The 25,494-nt window shown below is 66.3% G+C and carries 24 protein-coding genes and 1 pseudogene; 21 read left to right on the forward strand and 4 right to left on the reverse strand.

Features of this window, described 5'->3' with window-relative positions; translation table 11 throughout:
- The first annotated feature begins 35 nt into the window (after positions 1-35).
- Complete coding sequence (locus tag Q0D45_RS11750; protein WP_366946424.1) at positions 36-1,067, forward strand: AraC family transcriptional regulator; 1,032 nt, start codon at positions 36-38, stop codon at positions 1,065-1,067.
- A gap of 5 nt (positions 1,068-1,072) precedes the next feature.
- Here the strand turns inward: Q0D45_RS11750 and Q0D45_RS11755 are convergent, their stop codons facing one another.
- Entirely contained in the window at positions 1,073-1,378 is a 306-nt protein-coding gene (locus tag Q0D45_RS11755) for a hypothetical protein (protein ID WP_293393004.1), read from the reverse strand.
- A gap of 11 nt (positions 1,379-1,389) precedes the next feature.
- On the opposite strand from Q0D45_RS11755, the pseudogene Q0D45_RS21650 reads away from it, so the two are divergent.
- A pseudogene (locus Q0D45_RS21650) lies at positions 1,390-1,893 on the forward strand (alpha/beta fold hydrolase); the annotation flags it as partial.
- Positions 1,894-2,117: 224 nt separating this feature from the next.
- On the forward strand, positions 2,118-2,276 hold the full coding sequence (locus tag Q0D45_RS21655) for a hypothetical protein (protein ID WP_366946425.1): 159 nt from the start codon (positions 2,118-2,120) through the stop codon (positions 2,274-2,276).
- Between the two features lie 12 nt (positions 2,277-2,288).
- Here Q0D45_RS21655 and Q0D45_RS11765 read toward each other — a convergent pair whose 3' ends face one another.
- Positions 2,289-2,744: a thioesterase family protein gene (locus Q0D45_RS11765; RefSeq protein WP_293393011.1), complete on the reverse strand. Its 456-nt coding sequence runs from the start codon at positions 2,742-2,744 to the stop codon at positions 2,289-2,291.
- Between the two features lie 130 nt (positions 2,745-2,874).
- Between Q0D45_RS11765 and Q0D45_RS11770 the strand changes: the two genes are divergently transcribed.
- From Q0D45_RS11770 to Q0D45_RS11855, 18 genes are all read left to right on the forward strand, one after another.
- The gene (locus Q0D45_RS11770) at positions 2,875-3,339 is read left to right on the forward strand and encodes an SUF system Fe-S cluster assembly regulator (RefSeq protein WP_293393014.1); all 465 of its coding nucleotides are present in this window, start codon (positions 2,875-2,877) and stop codon (positions 3,337-3,339) included.
- A 51-nt stretch (positions 3,340-3,390) separates the two neighbouring features.
- Positions 3,391-4,878 carry a Fe-S cluster assembly protein SufB gene (sufB, locus tag Q0D45_RS11775; protein ID WP_366946427.1) on the forward strand — a complete coding sequence of 496 codons (1,488 nt, stop codon included), beginning with the start codon at positions 3,391-3,393 and terminating at the stop codon, positions 4,876-4,878.
- 77 nt (positions 4,879-4,955) lie between these two features.
- Positions 4,956-5,699: a Fe-S cluster assembly ATPase SufC gene (sufC, locus tag Q0D45_RS11780; protein WP_366946428.1), complete on the forward strand. Its 744-nt coding sequence runs from the start codon at positions 4,956-4,958 to the stop codon at positions 5,697-5,699.
- On the forward strand, positions 5,700-6,935 hold the full coding sequence (gene sufD / locus Q0D45_RS11785) for a Fe-S cluster assembly protein SufD (protein WP_293393021.1): 1,236 nt from the start codon (positions 5,700-5,702) through the stop codon (positions 6,933-6,935).
- A complete protein-coding gene (locus Q0D45_RS11790; protein WP_293393023.1) occupies positions 6,932-8,179 on the forward strand; it encodes a SufS family cysteine desulfurase in 1,248 nt (415 codons plus the stop codon). The genes sufD and Q0D45_RS11790 overlap by 4 nt, the downstream gene beginning before the upstream one ends.
- 106 nt (positions 8,180-8,285) lie before the next feature.
- A complete protein-coding gene (locus tag Q0D45_RS11795) occupies positions 8,286-8,849 on the forward strand; it encodes a GspH/FimT family pseudopilin (RefSeq protein ID WP_293393025.1) in 564 nt (187 codons plus the stop codon).
- The gene (gene pilV / locus Q0D45_RS11800; protein WP_293393027.1) at positions 8,846-9,397 is read left to right on the forward strand and encodes a type IV pilus modification protein PilV; all 552 of its coding nucleotides are present in this window, start codon (positions 8,846-8,848) and stop codon (positions 9,395-9,397) included. The genes Q0D45_RS11795 and pilV (Q0D45_RS11800) overlap by 4 nt, the downstream gene beginning before the upstream one ends.
- Positions 9,394-10,431: a PilW family protein gene (locus Q0D45_RS11805; RefSeq protein ID WP_293393029.1), complete on the forward strand. Its 1,038-nt coding sequence runs from the start codon at positions 9,394-9,396 to the stop codon at positions 10,429-10,431. Before pilV (Q0D45_RS11800) ends, Q0D45_RS11805 begins: the two co-directional genes overlap by 4 nt.
- The gene (locus tag Q0D45_RS11810) at positions 10,428-11,066 is read left to right on the forward strand and encodes a PilX N-terminal domain-containing pilus assembly protein (RefSeq protein WP_293393031.1); all 639 of its coding nucleotides are present in this window, start codon (positions 10,428-10,430) and stop codon (positions 11,064-11,066) included. The genes Q0D45_RS11805 and Q0D45_RS11810 overlap by 4 nt, the downstream gene beginning before the upstream one ends.
- Positions 11,063-16,219, forward strand: coding sequence for a pilus assembly protein (locus tag Q0D45_RS11815; protein ID WP_293393033.1), 5,157 nt, complete (start codon positions 11,063-11,065; stop codon positions 16,217-16,219). The genes Q0D45_RS11810 and Q0D45_RS11815 overlap by 4 nt, the downstream gene beginning before the upstream one ends.
- Positions 16,216-16,692 carry a type IV pilin protein gene (locus tag Q0D45_RS11820; protein WP_293393035.1) on the forward strand — a complete coding sequence of 159 codons (477 nt, stop codon included), beginning with the start codon at positions 16,216-16,218 and terminating at the stop codon, positions 16,690-16,692. Before Q0D45_RS11815 ends, Q0D45_RS11820 begins: the two co-directional genes overlap by 4 nt.
- Positions 16,692-17,183, forward strand: coding sequence for a type IV pilin protein (locus Q0D45_RS11825; RefSeq protein ID WP_293393037.1), 492 nt, complete (start codon positions 16,692-16,694; stop codon positions 17,181-17,183). Before Q0D45_RS11820 ends, Q0D45_RS11825 begins: the two co-directional genes overlap by 1 nt.
- A gap of 129 nt (positions 17,184-17,312) precedes the next feature.
- A complete protein-coding gene (locus Q0D45_RS11830) occupies positions 17,313-17,870 on the forward strand; it encodes a GspH/FimT family pseudopilin (protein ID WP_293393038.1) in 558 nt (185 codons plus the stop codon).
- The gene (gene pilV, locus Q0D45_RS11835; RefSeq protein ID WP_293393041.1) at positions 17,870-18,544 is read left to right on the forward strand and encodes a type IV pilus modification protein PilV; all 675 of its coding nucleotides are present in this window, start codon (positions 17,870-17,872) and stop codon (positions 18,542-18,544) included. Before Q0D45_RS11830 ends, pilV (Q0D45_RS11835) begins: the two co-directional genes overlap by 1 nt.
- 8 nt (positions 18,545-18,552) lie before the next feature.
- Positions 18,553-19,605 (forward strand): PilW family protein, encoded by a 1,053-nt coding sequence (locus tag Q0D45_RS11840; protein WP_293393043.1) that lies wholly within the window; start codon positions 18,553-18,555, stop codon positions 19,603-19,605.
- The gene (locus Q0D45_RS11845) at positions 19,602-20,147 is read left to right on the forward strand and encodes a PilX N-terminal domain-containing pilus assembly protein (protein WP_293393045.1); all 546 of its coding nucleotides are present in this window, start codon (positions 19,602-19,604) and stop codon (positions 20,145-20,147) included. The genes Q0D45_RS11840 and Q0D45_RS11845 overlap by 4 nt, the downstream gene beginning before the upstream one ends.
- Positions 20,144-24,013, forward strand: coding sequence for a hypothetical protein (locus Q0D45_RS11850; protein ID WP_293393047.1), 3,870 nt, complete (start codon positions 20,144-20,146; stop codon positions 24,011-24,013). The genes Q0D45_RS11845 and Q0D45_RS11850 overlap by 4 nt, the downstream gene beginning before the upstream one ends.
- A 37-nt stretch (positions 24,014-24,050) precedes the next feature.
- Positions 24,051-24,557 (forward strand): type IV pilin protein, encoded by a 507-nt coding sequence (locus Q0D45_RS11855; protein ID WP_293393049.1) that lies wholly within the window; start codon positions 24,051-24,053, stop codon positions 24,555-24,557.
- Between the two features lie 7 nt (positions 24,558-24,564).
- Here the strand turns inward: Q0D45_RS11855 and lspA are convergent, their stop codons facing one another.
- Positions 24,565-25,074, reverse strand: a complete 510-nt coding sequence (lspA, locus tag Q0D45_RS11860; protein ID WP_293393051.1) for a signal peptidase II — start codon at positions 25,072-25,074, stop codon at positions 24,565-24,567.
- A partial coding sequence (locus Q0D45_RS11865; RefSeq protein ID WP_293393053.1) for a zinc finger domain-containing protein occupies positions 25,067-25,494 on the reverse strand: 428 nt, incomplete at its 5' end. The genes Q0D45_RS11865 and lspA, both read right to left, overlap by 8 nt.

The following is a 25,494-nucleotide window of genomic DNA, read 5'->3' on the forward strand; positions in this document are numbered from 1 at the left end:
CGCCCCGCCACGCCCGCCTGATCGCCGACGCCACGATGTTGTCCGTGCACGACAAGCTGCCGACCCGCGTCACCACGGCGACCACGCTGACCAGCTGGGCGCGGGCGATCCGCAAGGCGCTCGATGCCGCCGGTGTCGACAGCGCAGCCCTGTTCGCCGAAGCCGGCCTCGACATCACCGCGCTCGCCTTGCCCCAAGCGCGCTATCCGGTCGCCCGCACCAACCGGCTCTGGCAGCTTGCCGTCGATGCCACCGGCGATCCGGCGTTCGCGCTGACCGTCGCCCGTCAGTCCGGCATGCTGAGCTTTCACGCGCTCGGCTATTCGCTGTCGGCCTCGGCGACCCTGCGCGAAGCCTTCGAGCGGCTGCTGCGCTATTTCCGCGTGGTCAGCGATGGTGCCGAGCTGCGCTTTCACTGCGAAGGCGCGCAATGCATCTACGAAATCGCGCCGACCGCCGATGGCCATGCGCCGATTCCGGAAGCCGTCGATGCCTTCGCGTTCGTCGTCGTGCGCCTGTGCCGTGGTCTGTATGCCCGCGATCACGCGCCGCTCGAAGTGCGACTGTGCCGCCCGCAGCCAGCCGATCCAGGACCCTGGTTGCGTGCGTTCAAAGCGCCAGTCGTATTTGATGCTGATCGCAACGAATTGCTCTTCGACGCGGCCGCCTTCGACGTGCCGCTGGAAACCGCGAACCCGGAACTGGCTCGGCAGAACGACGAAGTGGCGGCGCGCTATCTGGCCCGCTTCGGCAAATCGCTGATCCGCGAGCGCTTGCGCGCAGTGCTGATCGAACAACTGCCGCGTGGCGAGCCCAGCCAGGATCGCGCCGCTGAAGCACTGCACCTGTCCAGCCGCAGCCTGCAACGGCGGCTCGCCGACGAAGGGACCCGCTACAAGACCGTGCTCGACGACGCGCGCCGAGAACTGGCGCTGTCCTATCTGCGCGAGGCCCGCCATTCGATCAGCGAGATCACTTACCTGCTCGGCTACTCGGATACCTCCAGCTTCACCCATGCGTTCCAGCGCTGGACGGGTGTTGCGCCGAGCCGCTGGAAGCCAGGCTAGGTCGGCTACTTCTTCTTGCCGCGCTTGCCCAGATTGCGCAGCAGACCGAGCCCAGGCACCAGTTCACTGACCACCTTCGGCTTGCTGATGCCGGCGCGAACCAAGGTCATCGCGAACGCGCGGATGATGCGATCGCGGTTCTTGAACACGCTGTCGACCATCGGGATTGTGCGGTCGTTCATCATCGTCACGGTGTCGTCCGGCTCATCGCCGAAGCGGTAGCGCAGGGTCAACTTCACTTCCAGCGGCTCGTTGCGGCGACGGCGGCGCGGCTTGGCGTCTACGCTATCGGGGTCTTCTTTCTTGCCCACGTCCCGTCTCCATGACTGCTGTCCAAACGCTGCCCGCCCCATTGCCGACTCACCTTCTGGTCTTCGCCCACGGCAAGGAAAGCGGTCCCTGGGGCATCAAGATCAGCCAGCTGGCAAAAGTCGCCGAGGCCTGCGGTTATACGGTGATCTCGCCGGATTATAGACAGACGATGGACCCGGACCGGCGCATCGAGCAGTTGCTCGAACTGGCGCCAAAAGCCCGCGGCGCGTTGGTGCTGGCTGGCTCCAGCATGGGCGGCTACGTGTCGGCGATGGCAGCCGGCGGCCTGGAGCCGGACGGCCTGTTCCTGATCGCCCCGGCGCTGTACTTCCCTGGCTACGACCGCGAACCGCCACCACCACCGGCGCTGACCCGGGTGGTTCACGGCTGGGACGACGATGTGGTGTCGCCGGAAGCGGCGTTGCGCTATGCCCATACGCACAAGGCGCAGTTGACCATGCTGAACGGCGATCACAGCTTGAACGCGCGCATCCCCGAGCTTTCAGCCGTGCTGCGCGAGCTGCTGGAAGTTGCCAAGCTGCACGCCGCATATCGCCTGGCCCGCTACGTGGTCAGCACGCCGGCTGGCCCGGTCGAAGTGCGCGTCGGCGCGGTCGATGCGGCCACCGAGCGGCTGCTGGCCAGCCGCTGCGACATCGAGTCCAACTGGGCGATCGTCACCGCCTGCAACCCGCTCGACGAAGTATCGATGCGGCCGGCGTCCGCTGGTTGCCCAGCGTGGCGCTGGACCCGGCCTGCGTCTGGCCGGCCGAAGTCGGCGTGCTGCTCTGCGATCCGCAACCCGGTTTTGCCGAAGCGCTGGGCCGCGAGTTCCGCCAGAACGCGATCGTCGGCGCCGTGCTCGGTGCGCCGCCGGAACTGCGCTGGCTGCGCTGATCAGCCCAATTGTCAGGCTGGCGTGCTGCCGTCGCCGACGGGCTTGTAGACCGCAAGAAACTCCGGCGGCTGACGACGCGGCCGGCCGCGCTTCATGTCGACGCAGACCCACAGGGTGCGGGCGCGCATCACCGTCTTGCCGTCGGATGGCCGGATGATCTGATAGCCGCGCCACATGGTGATGCGCTGATCGTTGTCGATGATCCAGGTGCCGAGCAGCAGTTCGTCACCGGCGAAGGTTGGCGCCAGATAGTCGAGCTCGTTACGGCGGGCGACGCAGCCGGCATCGAGCGCGCGGTAGCGCTCCATGTTCATGCCCAGCGCATGCGAATGGCTCCAGGCCACCCGCTCCAGCCAGCCGAGATAGACGACATTGTTGGTGTGGCCCATCTCGTCGGTGTCGGCCGGCTGCACGGTGACCGGCAGCGGGTGCACGTGCTCGGCGGCTACATCCCAGATCTCGCTCATTCGGTCTTGTCGGTGTCGGTGATCGGCCGTTCATTGTCGCGCAGGCGGATGCAGAAAAAACGACGCGGCCGTGGCTGATATAATCCGCACCAGTTCGGTCCCCTATCGGGCCAACATCGGAGTTGCACCCATGCTCAAGATCGCCAAGCTCACCGATTACGGCACGCTCGTGATGACCACGCTGGCGCTGGAACCGGCTGCCTGTCTGAACGCGCAGGAGCTGGCGGCCCGCTCGCACGTGGCCGCGCCGACCGTCGCCAAGCTGCTGAAGCTGCTGGTCAAGGGCGGGCTGGTGGTATCGACGCGCGGCACTCACGGCGGCTATCGCCTCGCCCGCGGCGCAGAAACGATCACCGTGGCCGATGTCGTCTCAGCACTCGAAGGGCCGATCGCGATCACCGCCTGCGCCCAGCACGGCGGCGGCTGCACGATCGAAGGCAGCTGCACCTCGCGCTCGAACTGGCGCCTGATCGACGAGGCCGTGCGTCAGGCCTTGTCCGCCGTAACCCTGGCGCAGATGGCCGCGCCGCGCGCTAAGACCACGCGCATGCCGGGCAAGAGCGTGCCACTGCACGTCTTCGCCGCCCGCGAATGAATCGCCCCGAATGAACACACTTTCGCATTGAACCAGGGATCAGCAACCATGATGGCAGCCAACCCCCAAACCACCGCCGAAGCAAACGTCCGGGACGTGACCGCGATGGTCGCGAGCCGCAAGCTCTACAGCGCCGGCTTCATCACCGACATCGAGGCCGACAAGGTTCCGCCCGGTCTTTCCGAGGACGTGATCCGTCTGATCTCGGCCAAGAAGGACGAACCCGAGTGGCTGCTGAACTTCCGCCTCAAGGCCTATCGCCGCTGGCTGACGATGACCGAGCCGGAGTGGGCGCATGTCGACTACCAGAAGGTCGACTACCAGTCGATCTCCTACTACTCGCAGCCGAAGTCGATGAAGGACGGCCCGCAGACCTTGGCCGATGTCGATCCGAAGCTGCTCGAAACCTACAAGAAGCTCGGCATTCCGCTGCGCGAGCAGGAAATGCTCGCCGGCGTGCAGAACGTCGCCGTCGACGTGGTGTTCGATTCGGTGTCGGTCGGCACCACCTTCAAGAAGAAGCTGCTGGAAGCCGGCGTGATCTTCTGCCCGCTGTCGGAAGCGGTGAAGAACCATCCGGAACTGGTCAAGAAGTATCTCGGCTCGGTGGTGCCGTTCGCCGACAACTTCTTCGCTGCGCTGAATACCGCCGTGTTCACCGAAGGCTCCTTCGTGTTGATCCCGAAGGGCGTGCGCTGCCCGATGGAACTGAGCACCTATTTCCGCATCAACGAACGCAACACCGGCCAGTTCGAGCGCACCCTGATCATCGCCGAGGCAGGCTCGCATGTGAGCTATCTCGAAGGCTGCACCGCGCCGCAGCGCGACGAGAACCAGCTGCACGCGGCGGTCGTCGAACTGGTGGCGCTCGACGATGCCGAGATCAAGTATTCGACGGTGCAGAACTGGTATCCCGGCGACGAGGACGGCAAGGGCGGCATCTACAACTTCGTGACCAAGCGCGGCGACTGCCGTGGCGCGCGCTCGAAGATCAGCTGGACCCAGGTCGAGACCGGTTCGGCGATCACCTGGAAATACCCGAGCTGCATTCTTCGCGGCGACGACTCGGTCGGCGAGTTCTATTCGGTGGCGCTGACCAACCATCGTCAGCAGGCCGACACCGGCACCAAGATGATCCACATCGGCAAGCGCACCAAGTCGACGATCGTCTCCAAAGGCATCGCCGCCGGCCGCGGCCAGCAGAGCTATCGCGGTCTGGTCCGCATCCTCGATTCAGCCGAAGGCGCGCGCAACTACACGCAGTGCGATTCCCTGCTGATCGGCGATCAGTGCGGCGCCCACACTTTCCCGTACACCGAAGTGCGCAACCCGACCGCGACCCTGGAGCACGAAGCGACGACCTCCAAGATCGCCGACGACCAGCTGTTCTACTGCCGCGCCCGCGGCATCGGTGAGGAAGAAGCGGTCAGCATGATCGTCAACGGCTTCTGCAAGGACGTGTTCAAGGAACTGCCGATGGAGTTCGCGGTCGAGGCGCAGAAGCTGCTCGCGGTGTCGCTTGAGGGTGCTGTCGGCTGAAGCCGGCCACGCACTCACTCCATTTCCGATGGCCGCGCCAGCGCGGCTTCAACAACATGAAGAACATCGAATCAATGCTGCTCGAAATCACCAATCTGCACGCCCGCGTCGAAGAGAAGGAAATCCTCAAGGGTCTGAACCTGAGCATCAAGCCGGGTGAAGTCCACGCGATCATGGGCCCGAACGGCTCCGGCAAGTCGACGCTGTCGAACGTCATCGCTGGCCGTGAAGGCTATGAAGTCACCGAAGGCACTGTGTTGTTCGATGGCAAGAACCTGCTCGATCTGGAGCCGGAAGTTCGCGCCTGTGAAGGCATCTTCCTGGGCTTCCAGTATCCGGTCGAGATTCCCGGCGTCAGCAACATCACCCTGCTCAAGGCGGCGATCAATGCGCGCCGCAAGCACCAGGGCGAAGCCGAGATCGCGCCGAACGATTTCCTGGCCTGGGTGCGTGATCGCGCCAAGCTGGTGAAGATCGATCCGAAGATGCTGTCCAGAGGCGTCAACGAAGGCTTCTCCGGCGGCGAGAAGAAGCGCAACGAGATCCTCCAGATGCTGGTGCTGCAGCCGCGTCTGATGATCCTCGACGAAACCGATTCCGGCCTCGACATCGATGCGCTGAAGGTCGTCTCCGACGGCATCAACGCGCTGCGTGGCCCGGAACGCGCGACCGTGCTGGTGACCCATTACCAGCGCCTGCTCGACTACGTGCAGCCGGACTACGTGCACGTGCTGGCGCGCGGCCGCATCGTCAAGAGCGGTGGTCCGGAGCTGGCCAAGGAGCTCGAAGAGAAAGGCTACGGCTGGCTGGAGGCTGCGTAAGTGTCCGCCCAGCCCCATGAACTGGCGACCTACAGCGCGCAGTTCGAGCGCTACGCCAACGCGCTGACCGCCGCCGAACGCGCGCCGCGCAGCGTGCAGTTTTCGCGCTTCCTGGCTTCCGGCTTTCCGGACAAGCATCAGGAAGACTGGCGCTACAGCGATCTGTCGCGGCTTGCCGAACAGAACTACGAGCCGGACGTCACGACTGCCGACGGCTTGCCGATCGTGTTGCTGCCGGACGCCGATGCGCTGGTCTACATCAACGGTCATCTGCAGGGCGCGCCGAGCACCTCGCGCTGGCACAGCGATACCTGCGAACTGCCGCCGCCGGCCACCGGCGTCGATGCGCTGAACGCAGCGTTTGCGTCCGGTGGCCTGCGTCTGCGGCTCGATCGCAATACCAAACTCGAGAAGCCGCTGCAGGTGCTGTTCATCAGCCGCGCCGAAGCTCAGGCGTCGATGAGCCATCAGCGTCATCGCATCGAACTCGGCGATCAGGCTGAAGCGACTGTACTGCTCGATTTCAGCGGTGGCGGCGGAGAGCGGCTGGCCACGCACTTCTTCGATGTGCGGCTCGGTCGCGGCGCCAAGCTGACGCTGTACCGCATCCAGAACGAAGCGGCAGGCGGCACCCTGGTGACGCGGATCGACGCCAAGCTGTCGCGCGATGCGAAGTTCGAAGCGCTGACCGTCGATCTCGGCGGCGGCTTCATCCGCCACGATCTCGATGTCGTGCTCGCCGAGTCCGGTGCCGAAGCCATCGTCGCCGGCCTGTATGCGCAGGCGAAGAACTCGCACATCGACAACCATGTGCGCGCCGTGCACGCGGCACCGCATTGCACCAGCCGGATGACCTATCGCGGTCTGGTCGACGAAAAGACCAAGGCCGTTTTCAACGGCAAGGTCGTGGTTCAGCCGGGAGCGCAGAAGACCGATTCCGAGCAGCGCATCGCCAATCTGCTGCTCAGCCGCAAGGCCGAGGTCAACGCCAAGCCGGATCTGGAGATCTACGCCGACGACGTCAAGTGCGCGCATGGCGCGACGGTCGGCCAGCTCGATGAAGTGGCCCTCGCCTACCTGCGCAGCCGCGGCATTGCCAAGGAAGTCGCTCGGGCGATGCTGCTGCGCGCCTTCGCGCTGGAAATCCTCGATCGCATCGAGTGGCCGGCGCTGCGTACGCGCATCGAAGCGGCACTTCATCTGCCGTCCGAACTGACCGTGGACTTCGAGGCATGAACGCGCCCTTGACTGGCCAGCCTGCGCTGGCTTTCGACATCGATGCGATCCGCGCCCAGTTTCCGATCCTGTCGGAGCAGGTGCGGGGCGGCCGCCTCGCCTATCTCGACAATGCGGCGACGACGCAGAAGCCGGAAAGCGTGCTGGCCGCGATCGACGATTACTACCGCCACAAGAATTCCAACGTGCACCGCGCCGTGCACGATCTCGCCGAGCGCGCGACCACCGCCTACGAAGGCGCGCGCGATCGCATCGCGCAGTGGTTCAAGGTCGCCCGCGAGGAAATCGTCTTCACCCGCGGCACCACGGAGGCGATCAACCTGGTTGCCTACAGCTTCCTGCGCCCGCGTCTGCAAGCCGGTGACGAAGTGCTGCTGACCGGCATGGAGCACCACTCGAACATCGTGCCCTGGCAGCTGGTCGCCAAGGAAAAAGGCGCGAAGATCGTCGCTGCGCCGGTGCTCGATGACGGCTCGCTCGATCTTGAAGGCTGGACGGCACTGCTCAACGAGCGGACCAAGTTCATCGCCGTGGTTCATGTCTCGAATTCGCTCGGCACCGTCAATCCGGTCGAGCAGATGATCGCGGCGGCGAAGGCACGCGGTATTCCGGTGCTGGTCGATGGCGCGCAGTCGGTCGCTCACATCGCGATCGATTTCCCGGCGCTGGGCGCGGATTTCTACACCTGCTCGGCGCACAAGGCCTATGGCCCGACGGGCTTCGGCTGCCTGGTCGCCAAGCGGGCGATTCTCGACGCGATGCCGCCCTGGCATGGCGGCGGCGACATGATCCGTACCGTGAGCTTCGAGGAAAGCACCTGGAACGAAGCGCCGTATCGCTTCGAAGCCGGCACGCCGGACATGGCAGGCGCGGTCGGTTTCGCGGCGGCGCTGGACTGGATCGCCTCGGTCGGTCTCGACGCGATCGCGGCCCACGAGCATGCCTTGCTGCTCGAAGGCACTGCGTTGCTCGCAGCAGTGCCTGGCTTGCGGATGATCGGCACCGCGAAGAACAAGGGCGGCATTCTCGCCTTCGTCATGGACGGCGGCCACGCGCAGGACATTGGCACCATCCTCGATCAGTACGGTGTCGCCGTGCGCACCGGCCATCACTGCACGATGCCGCTGATGGCGCGCTTCGGCGTGCCGGCAACGGTGCGGGCCTCGCTAGCGGCCTACAACAATCGCGAGGATCTGGAACAGCTGGCCAAGGCCCTGCACAAGGCGAGCAGGCTGCTGGCCTGAGGCAGCGCCAGTAAATCTGTCCCGCAGGCGCGGCCGTTGATCGCGAGCCGCGCCCGGCTATGATTCCGGCGTTGGTCTCATCGACCTGCCGGAATCCGCTCAGCCCATGCAATCAGCGGTTCACAACAAGGGTTTCACCTTGCTGGAACTGATGGTGACGCTGACCGTGGTCGCGATCCTGGTGACCGTCGGCCTGCCCAGCTTCGGCGCGATGGCACGCCAGAACTGCGCGGTGACCAGCGCCAATACCATGCTGACCGTGCTGCTTGCCGCGCGCAGCGAAGCGTTGAAGCGTGACCGCTCGGTGGTGCTGTGCAAAACCGTTGACAGTGCCACCTGTGTCATCGGTGCGAGCATCGGCTGGGATCGTGGTTATCTGATGTATCTCGATGACAACGACAACGGCCGGCGCGATGCCACCGAGTCCTTGCTGAAAGTCGAGCTGCCGCTGTCGACCTGTGCGTCGATCAGTGGCGGCAGCAGCGGTTACGTCAACACGCTGGCCTACGATGGCCTTGGTCGTGCCTCGAAGCTCGGCAACTTCAAGGTGGTCGCCAAGAGCGATTCCTCTTACGAGCGACGCGTGGTGATCAGCCCCGGCGGCCGGCCCCGCATCTGCAATCCGGCGCTGGTGCCAGGCAGCGGCGGCACTGCCTGTCCGAACCTGTGAAGCACGGCAGCCCACGCGCCGTCGCCGGCCTGACCCTGGTCGAAGTCATGGTCGCCGTGCTGGTGCTGGCGATCGGTCTGCTCGGCATTGCCGGTCTGCAGTCGGCGGCGCTGGCCAACAACCTGATCTCCTACCAGTACACCCAGGCCTCGACACTGGCCCAGGCGCTGATCGAGCGGATGCGCGCCAATCGCCAGGCGGTGCTCGCCGGCGATTACCTGCTGGCCGCCGATGCCTCGGCGCCAAGCGCCGGCACCAACTGCGGTGCCAGTGGCGCTCGCTGCTCACCCCGCCAGCAGGCGCAGTGGGATCTGGCGATGCTTTACGCGCAGCTGTCGGCCGATGCCGACACCGCCAACCTGCAGAACGGGCCGAGGGCGATCCTGCCCGGCGGCCGGCTGTCGGTGCGCTGCGAAGCGGGCTGCGGCGACACTGCGCTGCGTATCGTCACCATCTACTGGGACGCCGCCCGCACCGGCGCCACTGGCACCGATTGCAGCGACAGCCGCAGCCAGTTGCGCTGCCTGCGGCTCGGCTTCGTGCCATGAGCATCTGCCGGCGCCGATCGCGTGCGGCCGGCTTCTCGCTGGTCGAGCTGCTGGTCGCGCTGGTGCTCGGCATCTTGGTGCTGGCCGGTATCGCCAAGGTGTTCATCAACTCCAAACAAGGCTACCGGGTGCAGGAAAGCGCCAGCCGCACGCAGGAGAACATCCGCATCGCCGTCGACTACTTTGGCCGCAACCTGCGTCTGGCCGACCTCTGGGGCGGTGTCGAACCGGCTCAGGTCGGTCTGATCGGTGCGCCGGTCTACAACGGCCCGGGCGGCTGCGAAAACGCCTGGATCCTCGATACCGCGAGCGGCGTGCGTGGCTATGCCGGCGGCGTCTCGGCACCGCTCGGCCTGCCGGCCGGCTGCCTCAGCGACTACGTGTCCGGCAGTGACGTGCTGGCCGTGCGCTACGCCAATCCCGATGCCTATGTGACCACCGCCCAGCTCGGCGCCAGTGGTGCTGGCAATGCGCTGAAGACCAATGGCAAGTACTACCTGCGCGCCAAGGTCGGCCAGCGGGCCGTGCTGTTCGACGTCACCAACGACGCCAACCGCCTGCGGGCGATCAGCGTCGACATCCCCGGCGTCGCCGAGGACGGCGTGCTCAGCTACCAGTACCAGACCCTGCTGTTCTACCTGCGCAACATCGATTTCGGCCGCGGCCCGGTGCCGACCCTGAACATGCTGCGCCTGCAGAGCGACAGCCTGCAGGCCGAGCAACTGGTCGACGGCATCGAAATGCTGAGCTTCAGCTACGGCGTCGACAGCGATGACGATGGCCAGGTCGATGCCTATCGCAACGCCGCCGAGATCAGCAACTGGCAGCAGGTGCTGAGCGTCCGCGTCGCCTTCATCGCCCGCGGCGACGAACTGGACCGCTATACCGACACGCAGCAATACCCGATCGCCGCCGATCGCTGCTACGGCCCGGCCAGCTCGGCCTGCAGCTTGAAGTACAGCGTCGAGACCGCCCGCTTCCAGCGGCGCCTGGTGGTCAAGGACATCCAGCTGCGCAATCGGGTGCGCGGATGACGCCGCGTTCGCAGCCAAGCCGCGGCTATGCGCTGGTCACGGCGATCGTCTTTCTCGTGCTGCTCACCCTGGTCGCACTGGCGGCGATCCGCGGCACCGGGCTGGAAGTGAAATCCGGCAGCAACGGCGCGCTGCGCGCCGAAGCCTTCGAGGCTTCCGAAATCGCGCGTATGCAGGTCGGCTCCTTGATCGAACGCCTGTGCCGCAACGGCGGCTGGCCTGCGGCGATCGGCGGCCAGGTGCCGAATGCCGAGTTCACCGCGGCGCTGCCGGTCGGGATCACGATCAACAATCGCGACGGCGCCAACGGCCCGGACAACTGGTGCATCGAGCCGGACAGCGAACTGGTGTTCGACCCGCGAACCATGGATACCGATGCCGTCTACAGCCGCGATCTGCGCAGCACGCTCGGCGTGCAGATCAACGGCGAAGTCGCCGTGCGGCGCTTGTACACCAGCGCCGGCAGTGGTGCCGGCCAAGCCCAGGCGGCCGGTTATGCCGGCGCCGGCATCGGGGTTGCCGGCGGTGGTGGTCAGACCTTCTTCTACGTTCGCAGCCGCGGCACGGAACGCGGTGACGGTGCCGAAGCGAGCACCGACACCGCTGCCGTCTACCGCTACGTGATCCGCCGATGAAGGGGTCGATGAGCCGGCTGGCGCGAGGTCTGCGGATCGCGGCCTGGCTGACGGGCCCGATCGGCGTTGCCAGCTTGCCCGGCGCGATCGTCGCTCAGGACGGCAGCGTCAGCATGGCCAGCCTGTCCAACGAAACCGCTGCCAGCTACGTCGCCCAGCCGCTGACCTCGGGCACCAGCGCGGTGCCGATCGTGATGCTCGGCTTGTCGGTCGACGAGCAGCTTTACCGGCGCGCCTATGACGATGTCAGCGATCTCGACGGTGACGGCCTGCTCGATACCGGCTATCGCAATGCGCTCGACTACCTCGGCTATTTCGACCCGTCGCTCTGCTACGCCTACGCTGGTGGCCGGTTCAAGGCGATGGCAGCGGCCGGCGGTGAATCCCGGCATCAATGCGTTGCTGCTGCGGCCGGCAACTGGAGCGGCAACTTCCTGAACTGGCTGAGCATGAGTCGGCTCGATGTGTTGCGCGCAGCGCTTTACGGCGGCCGCCGCAGCACCGACAGCTCGACGGTGACGGTGCTCGAACGCAGCTACGTGCCGGCTGATTTCCACGCCTGGGCGAAGTTCTACGACGGCGCCGACGCCAACCTCTACACCCCGTTCACACAGGACGCTGGCGCCCCCGGCCTGTCGTTCTGCAATGTCAGCTTCGTTGCCGGTGGCGATGCCGATTCGGCGTCCTCTACCGCCGCCCCGCAGCTGCGGGTGGCGCGCGGCAGCTTCCGGCTGTGGGCGGCGGCCGAAACGCGCGAATGCCTGTGGAACGAGGAATCCGGTTCGGCCGATCAGCCGACCCGCGCGGCGGCCAGCCTCGGTGAAGGCGAGTATCTGGTCCGTGCCGAAGTCTGCGATCCGGCTGCGCCGGCAACGCAGCGCGAGGCTTACTGCCGCCAATATCCGAACGGCCTGAAGCCGGCCGGCCAGTTGCAGCGTTTTGGTGAAGACGGCCAGCTGCAGTTCGGCCTGTTATCCGGCAGCTATGCGAAGCCGCGTTCCGGCGGCCAGTTGCGGCGCAATGCCGGGCCGCTTGTGGGCAACGGCGACGGCAACTGCGCGGCCGGTGACGAGATCAATCTGGCCACCGGGCAGTTCTGCATCAGTGCCGATGGCGCGGCCGGCATCGTCAACACGGTCGATCGCTTGCGCATCGCGCGCTACCGCTCGACCGACGGCAGCGCCGGCTACAGCGACTGCGATGGCAACACGATCAATCGCGGCAGCAGCGGGCCGGTGCTCGACAACCCGGGCAGCGGCAGCAATACCTGCACCGGCTGGGGCAATCCGCTGGCCGAGATCTACGCGGAGATCCTCCGCTACATCGCCGGCGAACCGGCGCCGACCACCGCCTTCATCGGCGACGATGCCCGCAGCCTGCCCGGCCTGCCGACCGCGACCTGGCGCGATGCCTACGCCCACACCGAGCACTGCGCCGAATGCAGCGTGGTGATGCTGGCCAGCGGCAGCAACTCCTTCGACAGCGACGAGATTCCGCCGGTGTCAGCGCTCGGCGGTGCGATCGCCGCCAGCGCGACCGATGCCATCGGCAGCAATGAATCACTGGCCGGCCCGGCGCTGCTCGGCCGCATCGGCCCGACGCCGCTCGGCAACAGCCCGGCGACCAATGCCGACCGCTGCTCGGTGAAGACGCTCGGCCCGCTGTCGCAGGCGCGCGGCATCTGCCCCGCAGCACCGGCGCAGGAAGGCAGCTATCTGATCGCCGGTCTCGCGCAGCGCGCCTGGACCGGCGATCTGCGACCGGACAACGGCAGCGCTCCAGCCTCGGCTGGCCAGCAGCGGGCACGCAATTACGGCCTGCAGTTCAGCGGTGCGCTGCCGGCCATTCCGGTATCGACTTCGGCCGGCCGGCTGAGCATCACGCCGGCCTGCGAAGCCAATCCGCTGCCGACACCGACGCTCGACGACAGCCAGTGGCGCAGTTGCAGCTACGGCAGCATGACGCCGGGCGCGATCCGCGCGTCTTCAGGCCAGCAGTACGGCCGCGCGCTGAGCAGCGATGGCCGCGCCGGCAGCTTCCTGATCGCCTGGAACGACGCCAGCTATGGCAGCAGCCAGCAGCGCGATCTGCTGCAGATGCTCAGCTGGTGCGTCGGCGCCGCTTGCATGCAGGACTTGCAGGCACCGGCCGGACCGGACATCTGCGCTGGCTCGGATTCGACGGTGCTGTGCACGACGGATGGCCAGCTCGCCCGCAGCATCGGCGAAGACGAAGTGCTGGTAAGAGTCGAGCTGATCGCAGGCCGCGATGCCGACACCGCGTTGTTCGGCTACACGATCTCCGGAGCCGTGAGCGGCAATGGCGTGCAGCGACTGGTCCGCCGCCAGCGCGGTGACAACGGCAATCTGCTGGCCGCGGCGCAGGTACAGGATGGGAGCGAGCGCTGGTCCCGACCGAAGGTATCGAGCTATACGCCGGGTGCCGGTCCCGGCAGGGTCCTGGAATCGCCCTTGTTCTACGCCGCCAAGTACGGCGGCTACGACTACCCGGCCGGCGCCGCGGCGCCACTGCCATCGCCCGGCACCGGCGCCAGCACTTGCAGCGACACCGCCTGGGATCATCTGGACAACAGCAGCGATGCCGGCGGCGCCGACTGCATTCCCGACAACTACTTCGCGCTGGCCAATCCTGCGCGGCTCAAGGATCGGCTCGGCGCGGTGTTCAACAGCATCCTGCGGCGCGGCGGCAGCGGTGGCGTTGCTGCGGTGCTGTCCGGCTCGGGCGCTGGCCCCGGCGCGATCTATCAGACCAGCTACAACCTCAGCCGCAGCGACAGCGCCGGCCGCAAGCTGGTCTGGGTCGGCAACCTGCAGGCCTTGTTCGTCGACCGTGACGGCCGCCTGCGCGAGGACGGCAACGGCAACGCCCGGCTCGATGAAGCCGATTACTCGGCGGCCGGCGATCCGGTGGTCGAGCTGTACTACGACGCCGAACAGCGCCTGAGCCGCTTCCGCCGCTACTCGGCGGACCCGAGCAGCGCCCCGGACTCGTTCACGGTGATCGATGACCTCAGCACGCTGCGGACGATCTGGAACGCGCGCCGGGCCTTGTCGGCGGTCAGCGACGTGGTCACTCAGCGCGACTACTCGGCGCCGGCGTCCAGCGGCCGCTACCTGTTCACCTTCGCGGACTTCGATCTCGATGGCCGCGCCGAAGCAGGCGAACAACTGGCACTGAGTCCCACCAACTTCGGCGCTGGCCGCTACGGCCTGCTCAATGTCGGCAGCGCGGCGGCGGCCGAGAAGCTGATCCGCTACACGCGCGGCGAGGAATTCCCGAGCTTGCGCAACCGCACGGTCGACGACGATGGCGACGGCCGGCCGGAAGTGCTGCGCCTCGGCGACATCGTCAACTCGGTGCCGCTGACGGTGGCCGCACCGGCGGAAGCCTATGACCTGATCTATGGCGACCGGACCTACGCCGAGTTCTTCAACCGCTATCGCGGCCGCCGTAACGTCGTCTACGTCGGCGCCAACGACGGCCTGCTGCATGCGTTCAACGCCGGCTTCTATCAGGCGTCGACCAAACAGTTTCTGACCACGCCCAGCGACAGCAGCAGCGCCACTGCGCATCCGCTCGGCAGCGAGCTGTGGGCCTACGCGCCGTTCAATCTGCTGCCGCAACTCGGCTGGCTCGCCGATCCCCGTTACGGCCATCTGTGGACGATGGATGGCTCGCCGCGCGCCTTCGATGTCCGTGCGTTTGCCGACGACGCCACGCACCCGAACGGCTGGGGCACCTTGCTGGTGATCGGCATGCGGCTCGGCGGCGGACCAGTGACGATCGCGAATGTCGATGCCGGCGGCAGCAACCGCGCGGCGGTCAGCGATTTCGCTGCGGGCCTCGGCAGCAGCAGCACGCTGACGACGCGCTCGGCCTTTGTGGTGCTCGACGTCACCGATCCGGAACAGCCGCCGGTACTGATCGCCGAGTACAGCGATCGCAACGGCCGACTCGGCTACACCACCTCGAACCCGGCCGTCGCCGCGTTTGCCAGACGCAACGCCAGCAGTGCCGCGCCGCCGGCCGAGGACCGCTGGTATCTGGTGTTCGGCAGCGGCCCGACCAATCTGTCCAGCGCCACCAGCAACCAGGACGGCTTTCTGTTTGGCATCGATCTGAAGCGGCTATTGCTGAGTTCGATCCCGGTGGCCGACACGCTGATCTACAACGGCGCCTACGATCTCGGCAGCGACCCCATGTCCGGCGCGCCGCTGAGCCTGGTCGGCGATCCGGTGGCCGTCGACTGGGATCTGAATTTCCGCGCCGATGCCCTGTACTTCGGCATCGCCAGCGGCAGCACGGCGGCACCGACCGGCAAGCTGTTCAAGCTCGATTTCAATCTGGCCGCCCTCGCCGACAGCGAAGGCAACGATCCTTCCGGATGGCGCACGCCGGCGGTGCTGTTCGATACCCGGCGGCCACTGCTGGCGGCGCCGTCGCTGACCCAGGATCGCGGTGGTCGCCGCTGGGTGCTGTCCGGCACCGGCCGCTTCCTGGCACCGGGCGACAAGACCAGCAGTGCCGAGCAGGCGCTGTTCGGTTTGATCGACAACGCCCCGGCCAGCGCCACACCGGCATTCGCCAATCTGATCGATACCAGCAGCGCAGTGGTCACGCCGTCCGGCGCGGTGTCCGGCGTCAGCGGTGCGAGCAGCGAGCTGCAGCTGATCGACGCGGTCGTGGCCGGCGGCGGCTGGCGCTACACCTTGAGCACCTCGTCGACCACGGCGGCCGAACGCAGCATCAGCCGCACGGCGCTGATCGATGGCCTGCTGTTCGCCAGCAGCTACACGCCATCGGCATCGCTGTGCTCGGGCGACGGAAACGGCCGCCTGTTCGGGTTCAACTTCCAGACCGGCGCTCCGCGCGCGCAACGGCCGGCGTTCGGCGTTCGCCGGGTCACGGTCAGCAACGCCGAGATCGACAGCAGCGCCGGCATCTTCGATCTCGGTCTGGGGCTTGGTTCGGCACCATCTCTGCATGTCGATGACAGCGACGGCAGCGGTTTGTCTGTGGTCACGGTCAACGTACAGACCTCCCGCGGCAGCGTGGTGCAGCAAGATGTACGGGTGTCGGGCGGTGTTCGTTCCGGCGAGATCGATTGGCGACAGACGCATCGGAATCAATGAAATTTTCGAAGTTCGGCCCACCGCGCGGCATGACCCTGATCGAACTGCTGATCGCAGTGGCGATTGTCGGCGTGCTGGCGGCGATCGCGCTGCCGAGCTACCAGTCCTACCGGCAGAAGTCGGCGCGCAACACCGGCGCCGCCTGCCTGATCGACGCCCAGCAACGAATGGAAAGTTTCTATGCCCGCAGCGGCCGGTACCCACCCCCGGGCGCCAGCCTGACCGTGCTCGGCTACACCGACGATCCGCACCACTGCGATGACGACGATCTCTACCGTCTGAGCCTGGTCGTGACGCCCGATCCGCTGCGCTACACGCTGACCGCCGACGCCCAGAGCAGCCAGGCCGACGATGGCGATCTGTTGCTCGACGTCGATCCCGGCAAGCTCAACCCGGACGAGCATGTGCAGAAAAGCCATCGCCGCCCGGACGGCACCGTGCTGCCCGGCTGGGTCTTCAAGCCGGGGCATTGATGCGTTCCCGGGCTCAGGAGCGGGGTTTCACCCTGATCGAGCTGATGATCGCGGTCGTGATTCTGGCGCTGCTGGCCACGATCGCCCTGCCCGCCTATCGCGGTCAGGTGCTGCGCACGCATCGCGCCGTAGCCCGCGCGGCGCTGGTCGATCTCGCTGCGAAGATGGAAGTGGAGCTGCTGAAAACCGGCGCCTATCCGACCAACTTCAATTTTCATCTGGCCGGCAGCAATGCCGCGATGAATGATCTCAGCGGCTACGCCATCACCGCCGGCGGCGAGGTGCAGGCGGCGCGTGATGACCGCAGCCTGTACGAGATCAGCCTCGAAACCGGCGACGCCGCCTTGACCACGCGCCGCTTCCGACTGGTCGCCACCGCCGTCAACAGCCAGGCCGAGGACGGCGCCTGCACCTCCTTGAGCATCGACTCGGCCGGCCGGCGCCTGCCCGTTGCCGGAAGTGCTGCCGGGGGCGATTGCTGGACGCGCTGAAGGCTGCAAGCATTGCCTTGACGCCCTTCATCCGCGCGCCGGAGCCGCTGGTCCGGCAGTGCGGTATCGCAATTCCGGGGCGACAGGAATCAGGCTAACGTCCGACGACTTTCCGCTGCTGTTCAGGTCATGTCCGCACAACGGGGTTTCACTTTGCTGGAGCTGATGATCGTCGTGGCTATTGCCGCGGTGCTGATGGCGCTTGCTGGTCCTGGGCTGCGCAGCTTCTTTCTGTCCGGCGCCCGGGGCGACGCCGCAGCCGCGCTTTATGGCGCGATGGTTCAGGCCCGCGCCGAAGCGATCAGCCGCAACAACACCGTCACGCTGTGCCCGCGTGCGGCCGGCACCAGCGCCAGCTATCCGCAATGCGCCAGCGGCAGCACTGCGAGCTGGGCCAACGGCTGGGTGACCTATCGCGACAGCGCACCGAACACCTCTGGCAGCAAGCCGACCGTGGCGGCAGACATTCTTTCGGTCGGCGAGCCGATCGATGGCGCGCTCAATTACCTCGTCGATCCCACCTCGACCAGCGTCGTCCAGTTCGAACCATCCGGCCGTCTCGGCGCCAGCTCGCGGGTCAACCTGCGGCTGTGCAAGACCGGCGACAGCAACTTCGACGGCAGGCGCGTCAGCATCGATCCGAACGGCCGCATCCGGCTCGCCCGCGATACCGGTTGCAGCGTCTGATGCCATCCGTTTCCGGCCAGCGCGCAGCACGCGGCTTCACCTTGATCGAGGTGATGATCACCGTGTTCGTGGTAGCGGTTGGCCTGCTCGGCGTCGCCGGCCTGCAGGCCTATGCGAAGAAATCGAACTTCGACGCCGTGCAGCGCACTCAGGCCGCGGCCCTGGCCCAGGATCTGATCGAACGGATCCGCGCCAATCCCAGCCGCGGCGCCGACTACCTCACCGACGCCAGCGCCGGCATCAGCCTCGCGACTGCGCCCGCTGCCCCCGGCACCGCCTGCACCACCACTGGCAGCAGCGGCACACCGGCCTGCACGCCGGCGCAGGTCGTCGCCTTCGATCGCTACGAGTGGTCGCGGGCGCTGTTCGGCGGCGTGGAAGTCAGTGCCGGCGCGGCCAGCGGTGGCCTGAGCGAACCGACGGCCTGCATCACCAACAGCAACGCGCCCTGCGGCGTCTACACGATCGCCATCGCCTGGCGCGGCATCACGCCGCTGCCACCGGCAGATCCCAACGACGCCAGCGATCCGGCGAACAATTCTTGCGGCAGCAGCAATGCCTCCTATGACGACATCACGACCACCGGCACCGATACCCGCCTGCGCCGGATCATCGTCATGCGCACGGTGATCGACGATCACAGCGGCCAGTGCATCGCGGCGGCCACGCCATGAGCCGCTCGATGCTTGCGAGAACGAAACAGCGCGGCCTGTCGCTGGTCGAGCTGATGATCGCGATCACTCTCGGGCTGATCGTGCTGGTGGCGATTCTCGCCGTGTTCAGCCAGAACAGCCGCAGCTTCCGGCAGACCGAAACCGTTGCCCACATGCAGGACAGCGCCCGCTTCGCGCTCGACAGCCTGGCCCGCGATCTGAGCATGGCCGGCTTCTATGGCGGCATCTATGGCGCCTCGAACATCACGGTGGCGATCGGCACGCAGCCAAGCAACGACTGCGGCTCCGATGCCACTTCACCCTGGTGGGCTTTCAAACTGCAGCGGCGGGTCGAGTTCCGAAATCATTCGTCGGCGACCACGGTCAGCAGCGCCTTTCCCTGCCTGGGCACCGCGACCACGCCGGTGGCCGCCAACACCGACATCGTCGCGATCCGCCGGGTTGCCGGCCAGGCGACGGCCGACATCAGCAGCGGTTCCAGCGTGCAATTGCGCGCCGGGAATTTCTATCTGAAGACCAACGGCACGGTCGGCTCGCTGATCCAGAACGGCAATAGCGCGACCTACCAGATGTCCACCAGTACCGATGCGCCGCTGCAGGCGCCGGTGACGTTCTGGAAATACCAGCCACGCGTCTACTTCATTCGCAGCTATGCCGAGACGGTAGGCGACGGCATTCCGGCGCTGTGCCGCATGGAACTGCAGCAGGTCGCGGGCGCCTCGATGGCGGTGGAATGCCTGGCCGATGGCGTCGAGAACCTGCAGATCGAATGGGGGCTCGATTCCGACAACGACTGCGTCGTCGACACCTACACCTCGAACCCCGACGCCGATGCGCTGGCCCAGACCGCGATCACCGCAAGAATCTGGCTGCTGGTGCGCAGCACCGATATCGACGGCGGTTACACCGACGACAAGACTTTCAACTTCGGCGACTACCAGCGCACCCAGGCGCAGGCCGACAGCTTCCACCGCCGGGTCTATTCGACGACCGTGCAATTGCGCAATCCGGTCGGCGATCTTGGACCCTGCAGTGCGAGCACCGCGGGAGCAACGCGATGAAACGTTCGATGAGACATGCGCAGCGCGGTGCCGCGCTGGCCACCGCGCTGTTGATCCTCAGCGTGCTGACCCTGCTCGGCCTCGCCGCGATGCGCGGCAGCAAGACCGAGCTGCGCCTGTCGCAGAACGCGGAAAGCCGGGTCAACGCGCTGCAATCGGCTCAGGCGATCGCGGATGGCGTCACCCAGAACGACGGCAACCTGAGCATCGGCAACGGCGCCGGCTACAGCGCCTGCTATGTGCCCAGCAGCAGTGGCTCGGCACCGGACAGTCTGCCGTTCACCTGCAGCACTTCCAGCCTCGCTGCCCCTGGCGACACCGCGCTGCAGTCCTGGACCTACGCCAAGGTGCTCCGCGAAGACCCCGAGTTCCTCAGCGCCGCGGCACTGCGCGGCGCCGGCAACAGCGGCCGTTCCTATGACTACGCGCGCTTCACGGTGACCGGCGGCTACGACCATTCGGTGAATGGCTTCGGTGCCGCCGAAGTCGTGCAAGGCGTGCTGAAGCTGCATGCGAAACCAACCGGCGTGAGCTACCAATGAACCTGTCACGACGCCGGTCCACGAAGCTGAGGCGCTGGTTCCCGGCGTTTCTGGTGACGCTGATGATGCTGTGCGCCGGCCTGCCTTCGCACGCCGACGACATCGACATCTACAACAACCCGCTCGCCAACACGCTGCAGCCGCCGTACACGGTGATCGTGCTCGATCTGAACCTGCTCGGCATCTGCAACAGCGTGCTGACCCAGACCAGCAATCCCAACAACCCGGATGCGCCGCAGCTCTGCCTCAACATCACCAGCAGCGTGGTCCTGAGCGATCTGCTTGCCGGCATCACCAGCAATCCGACCCAGTTCCTGACCACACTGCTGCTCGGCACCGGAACCACCGATGCCGGCCGCGCCGGAGCGCTGTGCGATCTTTACGGCATCTTGGGAATTGCGTCTCCGGTCGTCCAACTCCCGGTCGTTGGATTCCTGCTGGCGCCTCTGCTCCAGGGCGTTTCTACGCTTACCTGCGGCACGCTGAACTTCCTGCTCGGCATTCCGCTGCTCAGCAGCATCATCAACCCGCTGCTGAGCGGCTTCGTCGGGCAACTGGTCGCGGGGCTGCTCAGTCCACTGCTGACAACGGTAGTCGGCCAGCTTCCAGGCGCGGTCATCGGCCTGCTCAACACCACGTTCAGCGGCATCCTGAGCGCCGGCCAGGTCAATCTGATCTCGCTGCTCGAAGCGATCCTCAACAATCTGATCAACACCAACGTCGCGGTCATGGTGTCGCATGCCGATCGCAGCAACGCCACCGGCTCGCCGGGCAGTACCTGCAGCTTCGCCGAGGTTGCGACGATTCCCGGCGTGCGCCGAACTACCGCCGGCTGCAGCAACGGCGCCTACATGCTGGTCGGCTTCACGCCGCTGGTGAATCAGGGAGCAGTCAGCCTCTTGCTGAACAAGGTCGGCAGCCTGCTGACCAACATGCTGAATCCGACCAATCTGCTGAACTCGGTCACCGCGATCCTGAGCACGGCGGTGACCACGCCGACCCAGCTGCTACCGCCGTACCAGGGCAAGGAGGCCTATGCCGAGCTGATGCATTACCTGGGCGGCAAGGATGTCTACAACGCGCCGCTGGCCCGTTGGGACGGGCTCACCGGCCTGCTGACCCGCGACACCACCATCGAACAGGCCAACGGCAACTACCTGAAGCCGGCGCTGGAATGCCGAACCGCGAACGTGCTCAACGTGATGCTGACCAACAACATCCGCGATGGCGAGTCCGACGCGACCTTGCGCGCCTATCTGCCGGGCCTGCCGGCCACGGGTGCGATCACGCTCGGCGACGTCGTGCGCCAGACCTCGAGCCCCAACTCGTTCAAGGACATAAACAACAACGACATCAATCTGAATTCGTTCTTCCTGATCCAGAACCTGCTGACCAGCACGGCGACGCTCGCCAATGCCGGTGCCACGGTACTGGGCTATGCCAACAGCCTCGGACTGCTCGGCCTTGGACAGACCTTCGCCTCCCTGCTCAAGCCGACCCTGGTCGTCGACGCCTCGCTGGTCTCGGCCGTGGTCGCCACCAGCCGGACTTCGGCAAACGGCCTGCTGGAACCGAGCTTCTTCGCCCAGTTCCAGCCGAAAGCCGCCCAGAAGCCGGGCTGGACCGGCAACGTCAAACGCCTGCAGTACGCCAAGAACAGCGCCGGCGCGCTGGCCTTCCGCGACACCAGCGGTACCGCGGCGATCGCCAGCGATGGCCGCATCCTCAGTAGCGCACTGACCGTCTGGACCAACGGCAGCCAGCTCGGCACCGCCAGTGCCGATGGCCGCAACACCCAGCTCGGCGGCGCCGGCCAGAACATTCCCGGCTACCAGTTCGGTGGCGGCGGCAACCCGGGCCGCGTCAATGCCGACGGCCGACGCCTGCTGTACTACGACTCTCTCAGCGCCGGCAACGTGCCTTCGCTGGCCGCGCTCGATGCCGACAGCCAGACGGTGCGTGATGCGCTGAAGATCGATCTCGGCGTCACCGGCACCACGGCTGCCGACGACACGCTGCGCCGCGGACTGCTGCTGCATGCGCGCGGCTTCAATGTCGGTACCACGGCAAGTCCGATCGGCACCGGCGCCACCTTGACCGGCGTCACCGGCCGTCCCTGGCTGCTCGGCGCGGTGCTGCATTCGCGGCCGGTGGCGGTGAACTACGGCGCCCGCAGCGGCTATACCGCGGCGGCACCGGATGTTCGCGTGCTGTTCGGCTCCAGCGATGGCTTCCTGCATTCGGTGCGCAACGGCACTGTCGCCGCGCCGAGTGGTGCCGAGACCTGGGCGTTCATGCCGCGCGCGACGATGCCCAGCCTGAAGATCCTGCGCGACGATCAGTACACGCCGCAGTTTCCGTATGGCGTCGACGGCGCGCCGTCGGTGCTGATCATCGATCGCGGCACCAGCAGCACCCTGACCGAAGGTGGCCCCAGCGATGGCGTCATCAACGCCAGCAATGCCAACGATCACGCTTATGCGTTCTTCGGCCTGCGCCGCGGCGGCCGCTACTACTACGGCCTCGACATCACCAACCCGGACGTGCCGAGCCTGATGTGGCGGATCGGCCCGGACGGTCTGTACAGCGCCACCGCGTCGGCACCCGGCCTGGTCAGCGGTTCGGCGGCACAGTTCGCTGAATTGGCGATGACCTTCGGTGCGCCTGTCGTCGGCCGCATCCGCTATCGCACCGGCACGACGGCCAGCACGGAAGTGACCCGCCCGGTGCTGCTGTTCGGCGGCGGTTACAACGGCGGCGTCAATGCCAGCGGCGTGCGCAGCGGCAAGGATCTCAACAACAGCCGCAATGCCGTGGTCACTGCCCAGGTCGGCGTCGACGACAGCAGCGGCAATGCCGTGTTCATCGTCGATGCGGTGACCGGCGAACTGATCTGGAAAGCCAACCGCAGCGCCAGCACCAGCATCACCGCCTACAACGCGAGTACCAAGACCTTCGCCCATCCGCTGCTGCAGGACAGCATCGCTTCCGATGTCTCGGCCCTCGATACCGATGGCGACGGCATCACCGATCGCCTCTACGTCGGCGACACCGGTGGCAGAGTCTGGCGCGCCGATTTCCCTGGTACCGATCGCAACGCCTGGACCATCGGCCCGATCGCCAGCCTGGGACGTGGCCATCCGGTCGGCGCCGCCGCGCCGGATCTGACCAATGCCAGCGACCGCCGCTTCTTCCACGCCCCGGACTACGCGCCGGGCCGCGATGCCAGCGGCGGCTTCGACGCGGTGGTGATCGGCAGCGGCGATCGCGAGGATCCGTTCAACACCAGCACCGTCAACGCGCTGTACACGATCCGCGACCGCGACACGATCAGTGGCAAGTCGCTCACCGATACCACCGGCGTCAATGGCGTGATCGCCAGCGAAACCGATGCGCGACTGCTCCGCGCCAGCAACCTTACCGACATCACCACCGCTTGCGCCACCGCCAGCAGCACGGCCTGCACCGTCGGCGCTAATGCCGTCAACGGCTGGCGCCTGCAATTGCCGAACAGTGGCGAGAAAGTGGTGTCGGCGCCGGTAACCATCGGCAGCACGGTGAGCTTCTCGACCTTCGTGTCTCCACCGAGTGGCAGCACCAGTTGCAGCCCCAATGAAAGCAGCAGCCGGCTCTATGGCATCAACCTGATCGATGGTCGGCCGTCGGTGACGCAGTTCATCAACGATGGCGATGGCTATGCCCGAAGTGCGGTTGCGAAGGCACCCGGCATCGCTGGCGAAGCAACCGCGTTGACGCCGCAGCTCACCATCATCAACGCCGAGACGCTCAGTACGACCGTTCCGCTGATCTATCGCACGTTCTGGCGCGAACGCCGTGAGGATGAAGAGCGTCCGGTGGCACAATGACGCCCTCCAAACCGTGATTCCCAGGCCCCGGTCACTCATGTCGCAGACGCGCGGCTTTTCGCTGATTGAGCTGATGGTTGCCGTGGTCATCGTCGCCATTCTGGCGACGGTGGCGCTGCCGTCTTTCCGGCAGTATTCGGTGCGTACCAATCGGGTCGTCGCCAAGACCGTGTTGAGCCAGATTTCGCAGCAGCAGGAAGCCTGGTTCAGTGACCGCAAGACCTACGCCTCGCGCCTGAGTCTGCTCGGTTATCCAGCCGATGCGCTGTACATCGACTCGTCCGGGGAGATGCATACCGGCACCACCAGCACCAGCATCTATCGCGTCAGCCTGGCCGGGGTCGGCACCGGCGCGTTCTCGCGCTGCTCGACCAACGCCGCGGCATCGACCCGGTTTTCCTGGGTGCTGATCGCCGAGCCGCAGAACTCGCAGGTTGCCGGCGATTTCGTCTGCGGCACGCTGTGCCTGTATTCCACCGGCCAGCGCGGCGCGACCTCGCCGGTCGACGCCGATCAGATGTACAAGCAGTGCTGGGCGAAGTGAGCCGCCGCTAAGTCGGTTTGTCTGCCTTGGTCCGGCTCAGCGCCTGCACCAGCAGATCGAGAATCATCAGGCCGGCGCCTAGCGTGATCGCCATGTCAGCCACGTTGAACGCGGCGAAATGCCAGTCGCCGACGAAGAACTGGATGAAGTCGAGCACATAGCCACGCGTGGCCCGATCGATCGCATTGCCGAGCGCGCCGCCAAGCACGAACACGAAGGCCAGCGCATTCAGCACCTGGCCGTGACGGTTGACTCTCAGCCACCACAGGATGCCGATGCTGACCGCAGCACTCAGCAAGATGAACATCGCCGCCGGCGCCTGATTCATCATTGAGAACGCAGCGCCGGTGTTGTGCAGGCGCACCAGATTGAAGTGCTCGATCACCGGAATGGAGTCGTACAGCACCAGCGCCTCGCCGACGAAATACTTGCTGATCTGATCCACCGCAATGACGAATGCGGAGATCCACAGCAGGCGCAGATTGTCGAAGGCCGGCTTCACCTGGGGCTCAGACATGGTGGCGTGCCTCGCCTGAGCCATCAATGTTCTCGATACAGCGCCCACACAGCGCCGGATGCGCGGCGTGCGAGCCGACATCCGGACGGCGATGCCAGCAGCGGCCGCACTTGTCGGCGGTGGTCGCCGTCGCCGCGATCCAGATCGTCTGGCCGTTCTCGAGCTTGGCGACACTGGCTGTTGCCGGCTTCAGCGACAGCGGCTGCGCCGATGCATCCGAGGTGATGAACCAGAAACGCAGTTCGTCGCCCAGCTTGGTCAGCGCATCGAGCGCAGCACCGTCCGCATAGATCGCGACATCGGCATCGAGCGCCGAGCCGATGGTGCCGGCGGCGCGCAGGGTTTCCAGTTCCTTCTTCACGGCTTCGCGAGCGGCCAGCAAGCTCGCCCAGTCATCGCCAGCCACGGCATGGCTGGACG

The organism is Nevskia sp. (assembly GCF_023266035.1).
In the GTDB taxonomy this organism is placed as follows: Bacteria; Pseudomonadota; Gammaproteobacteria; order Nevskiales; family Nevskiaceae; genus Nevskia.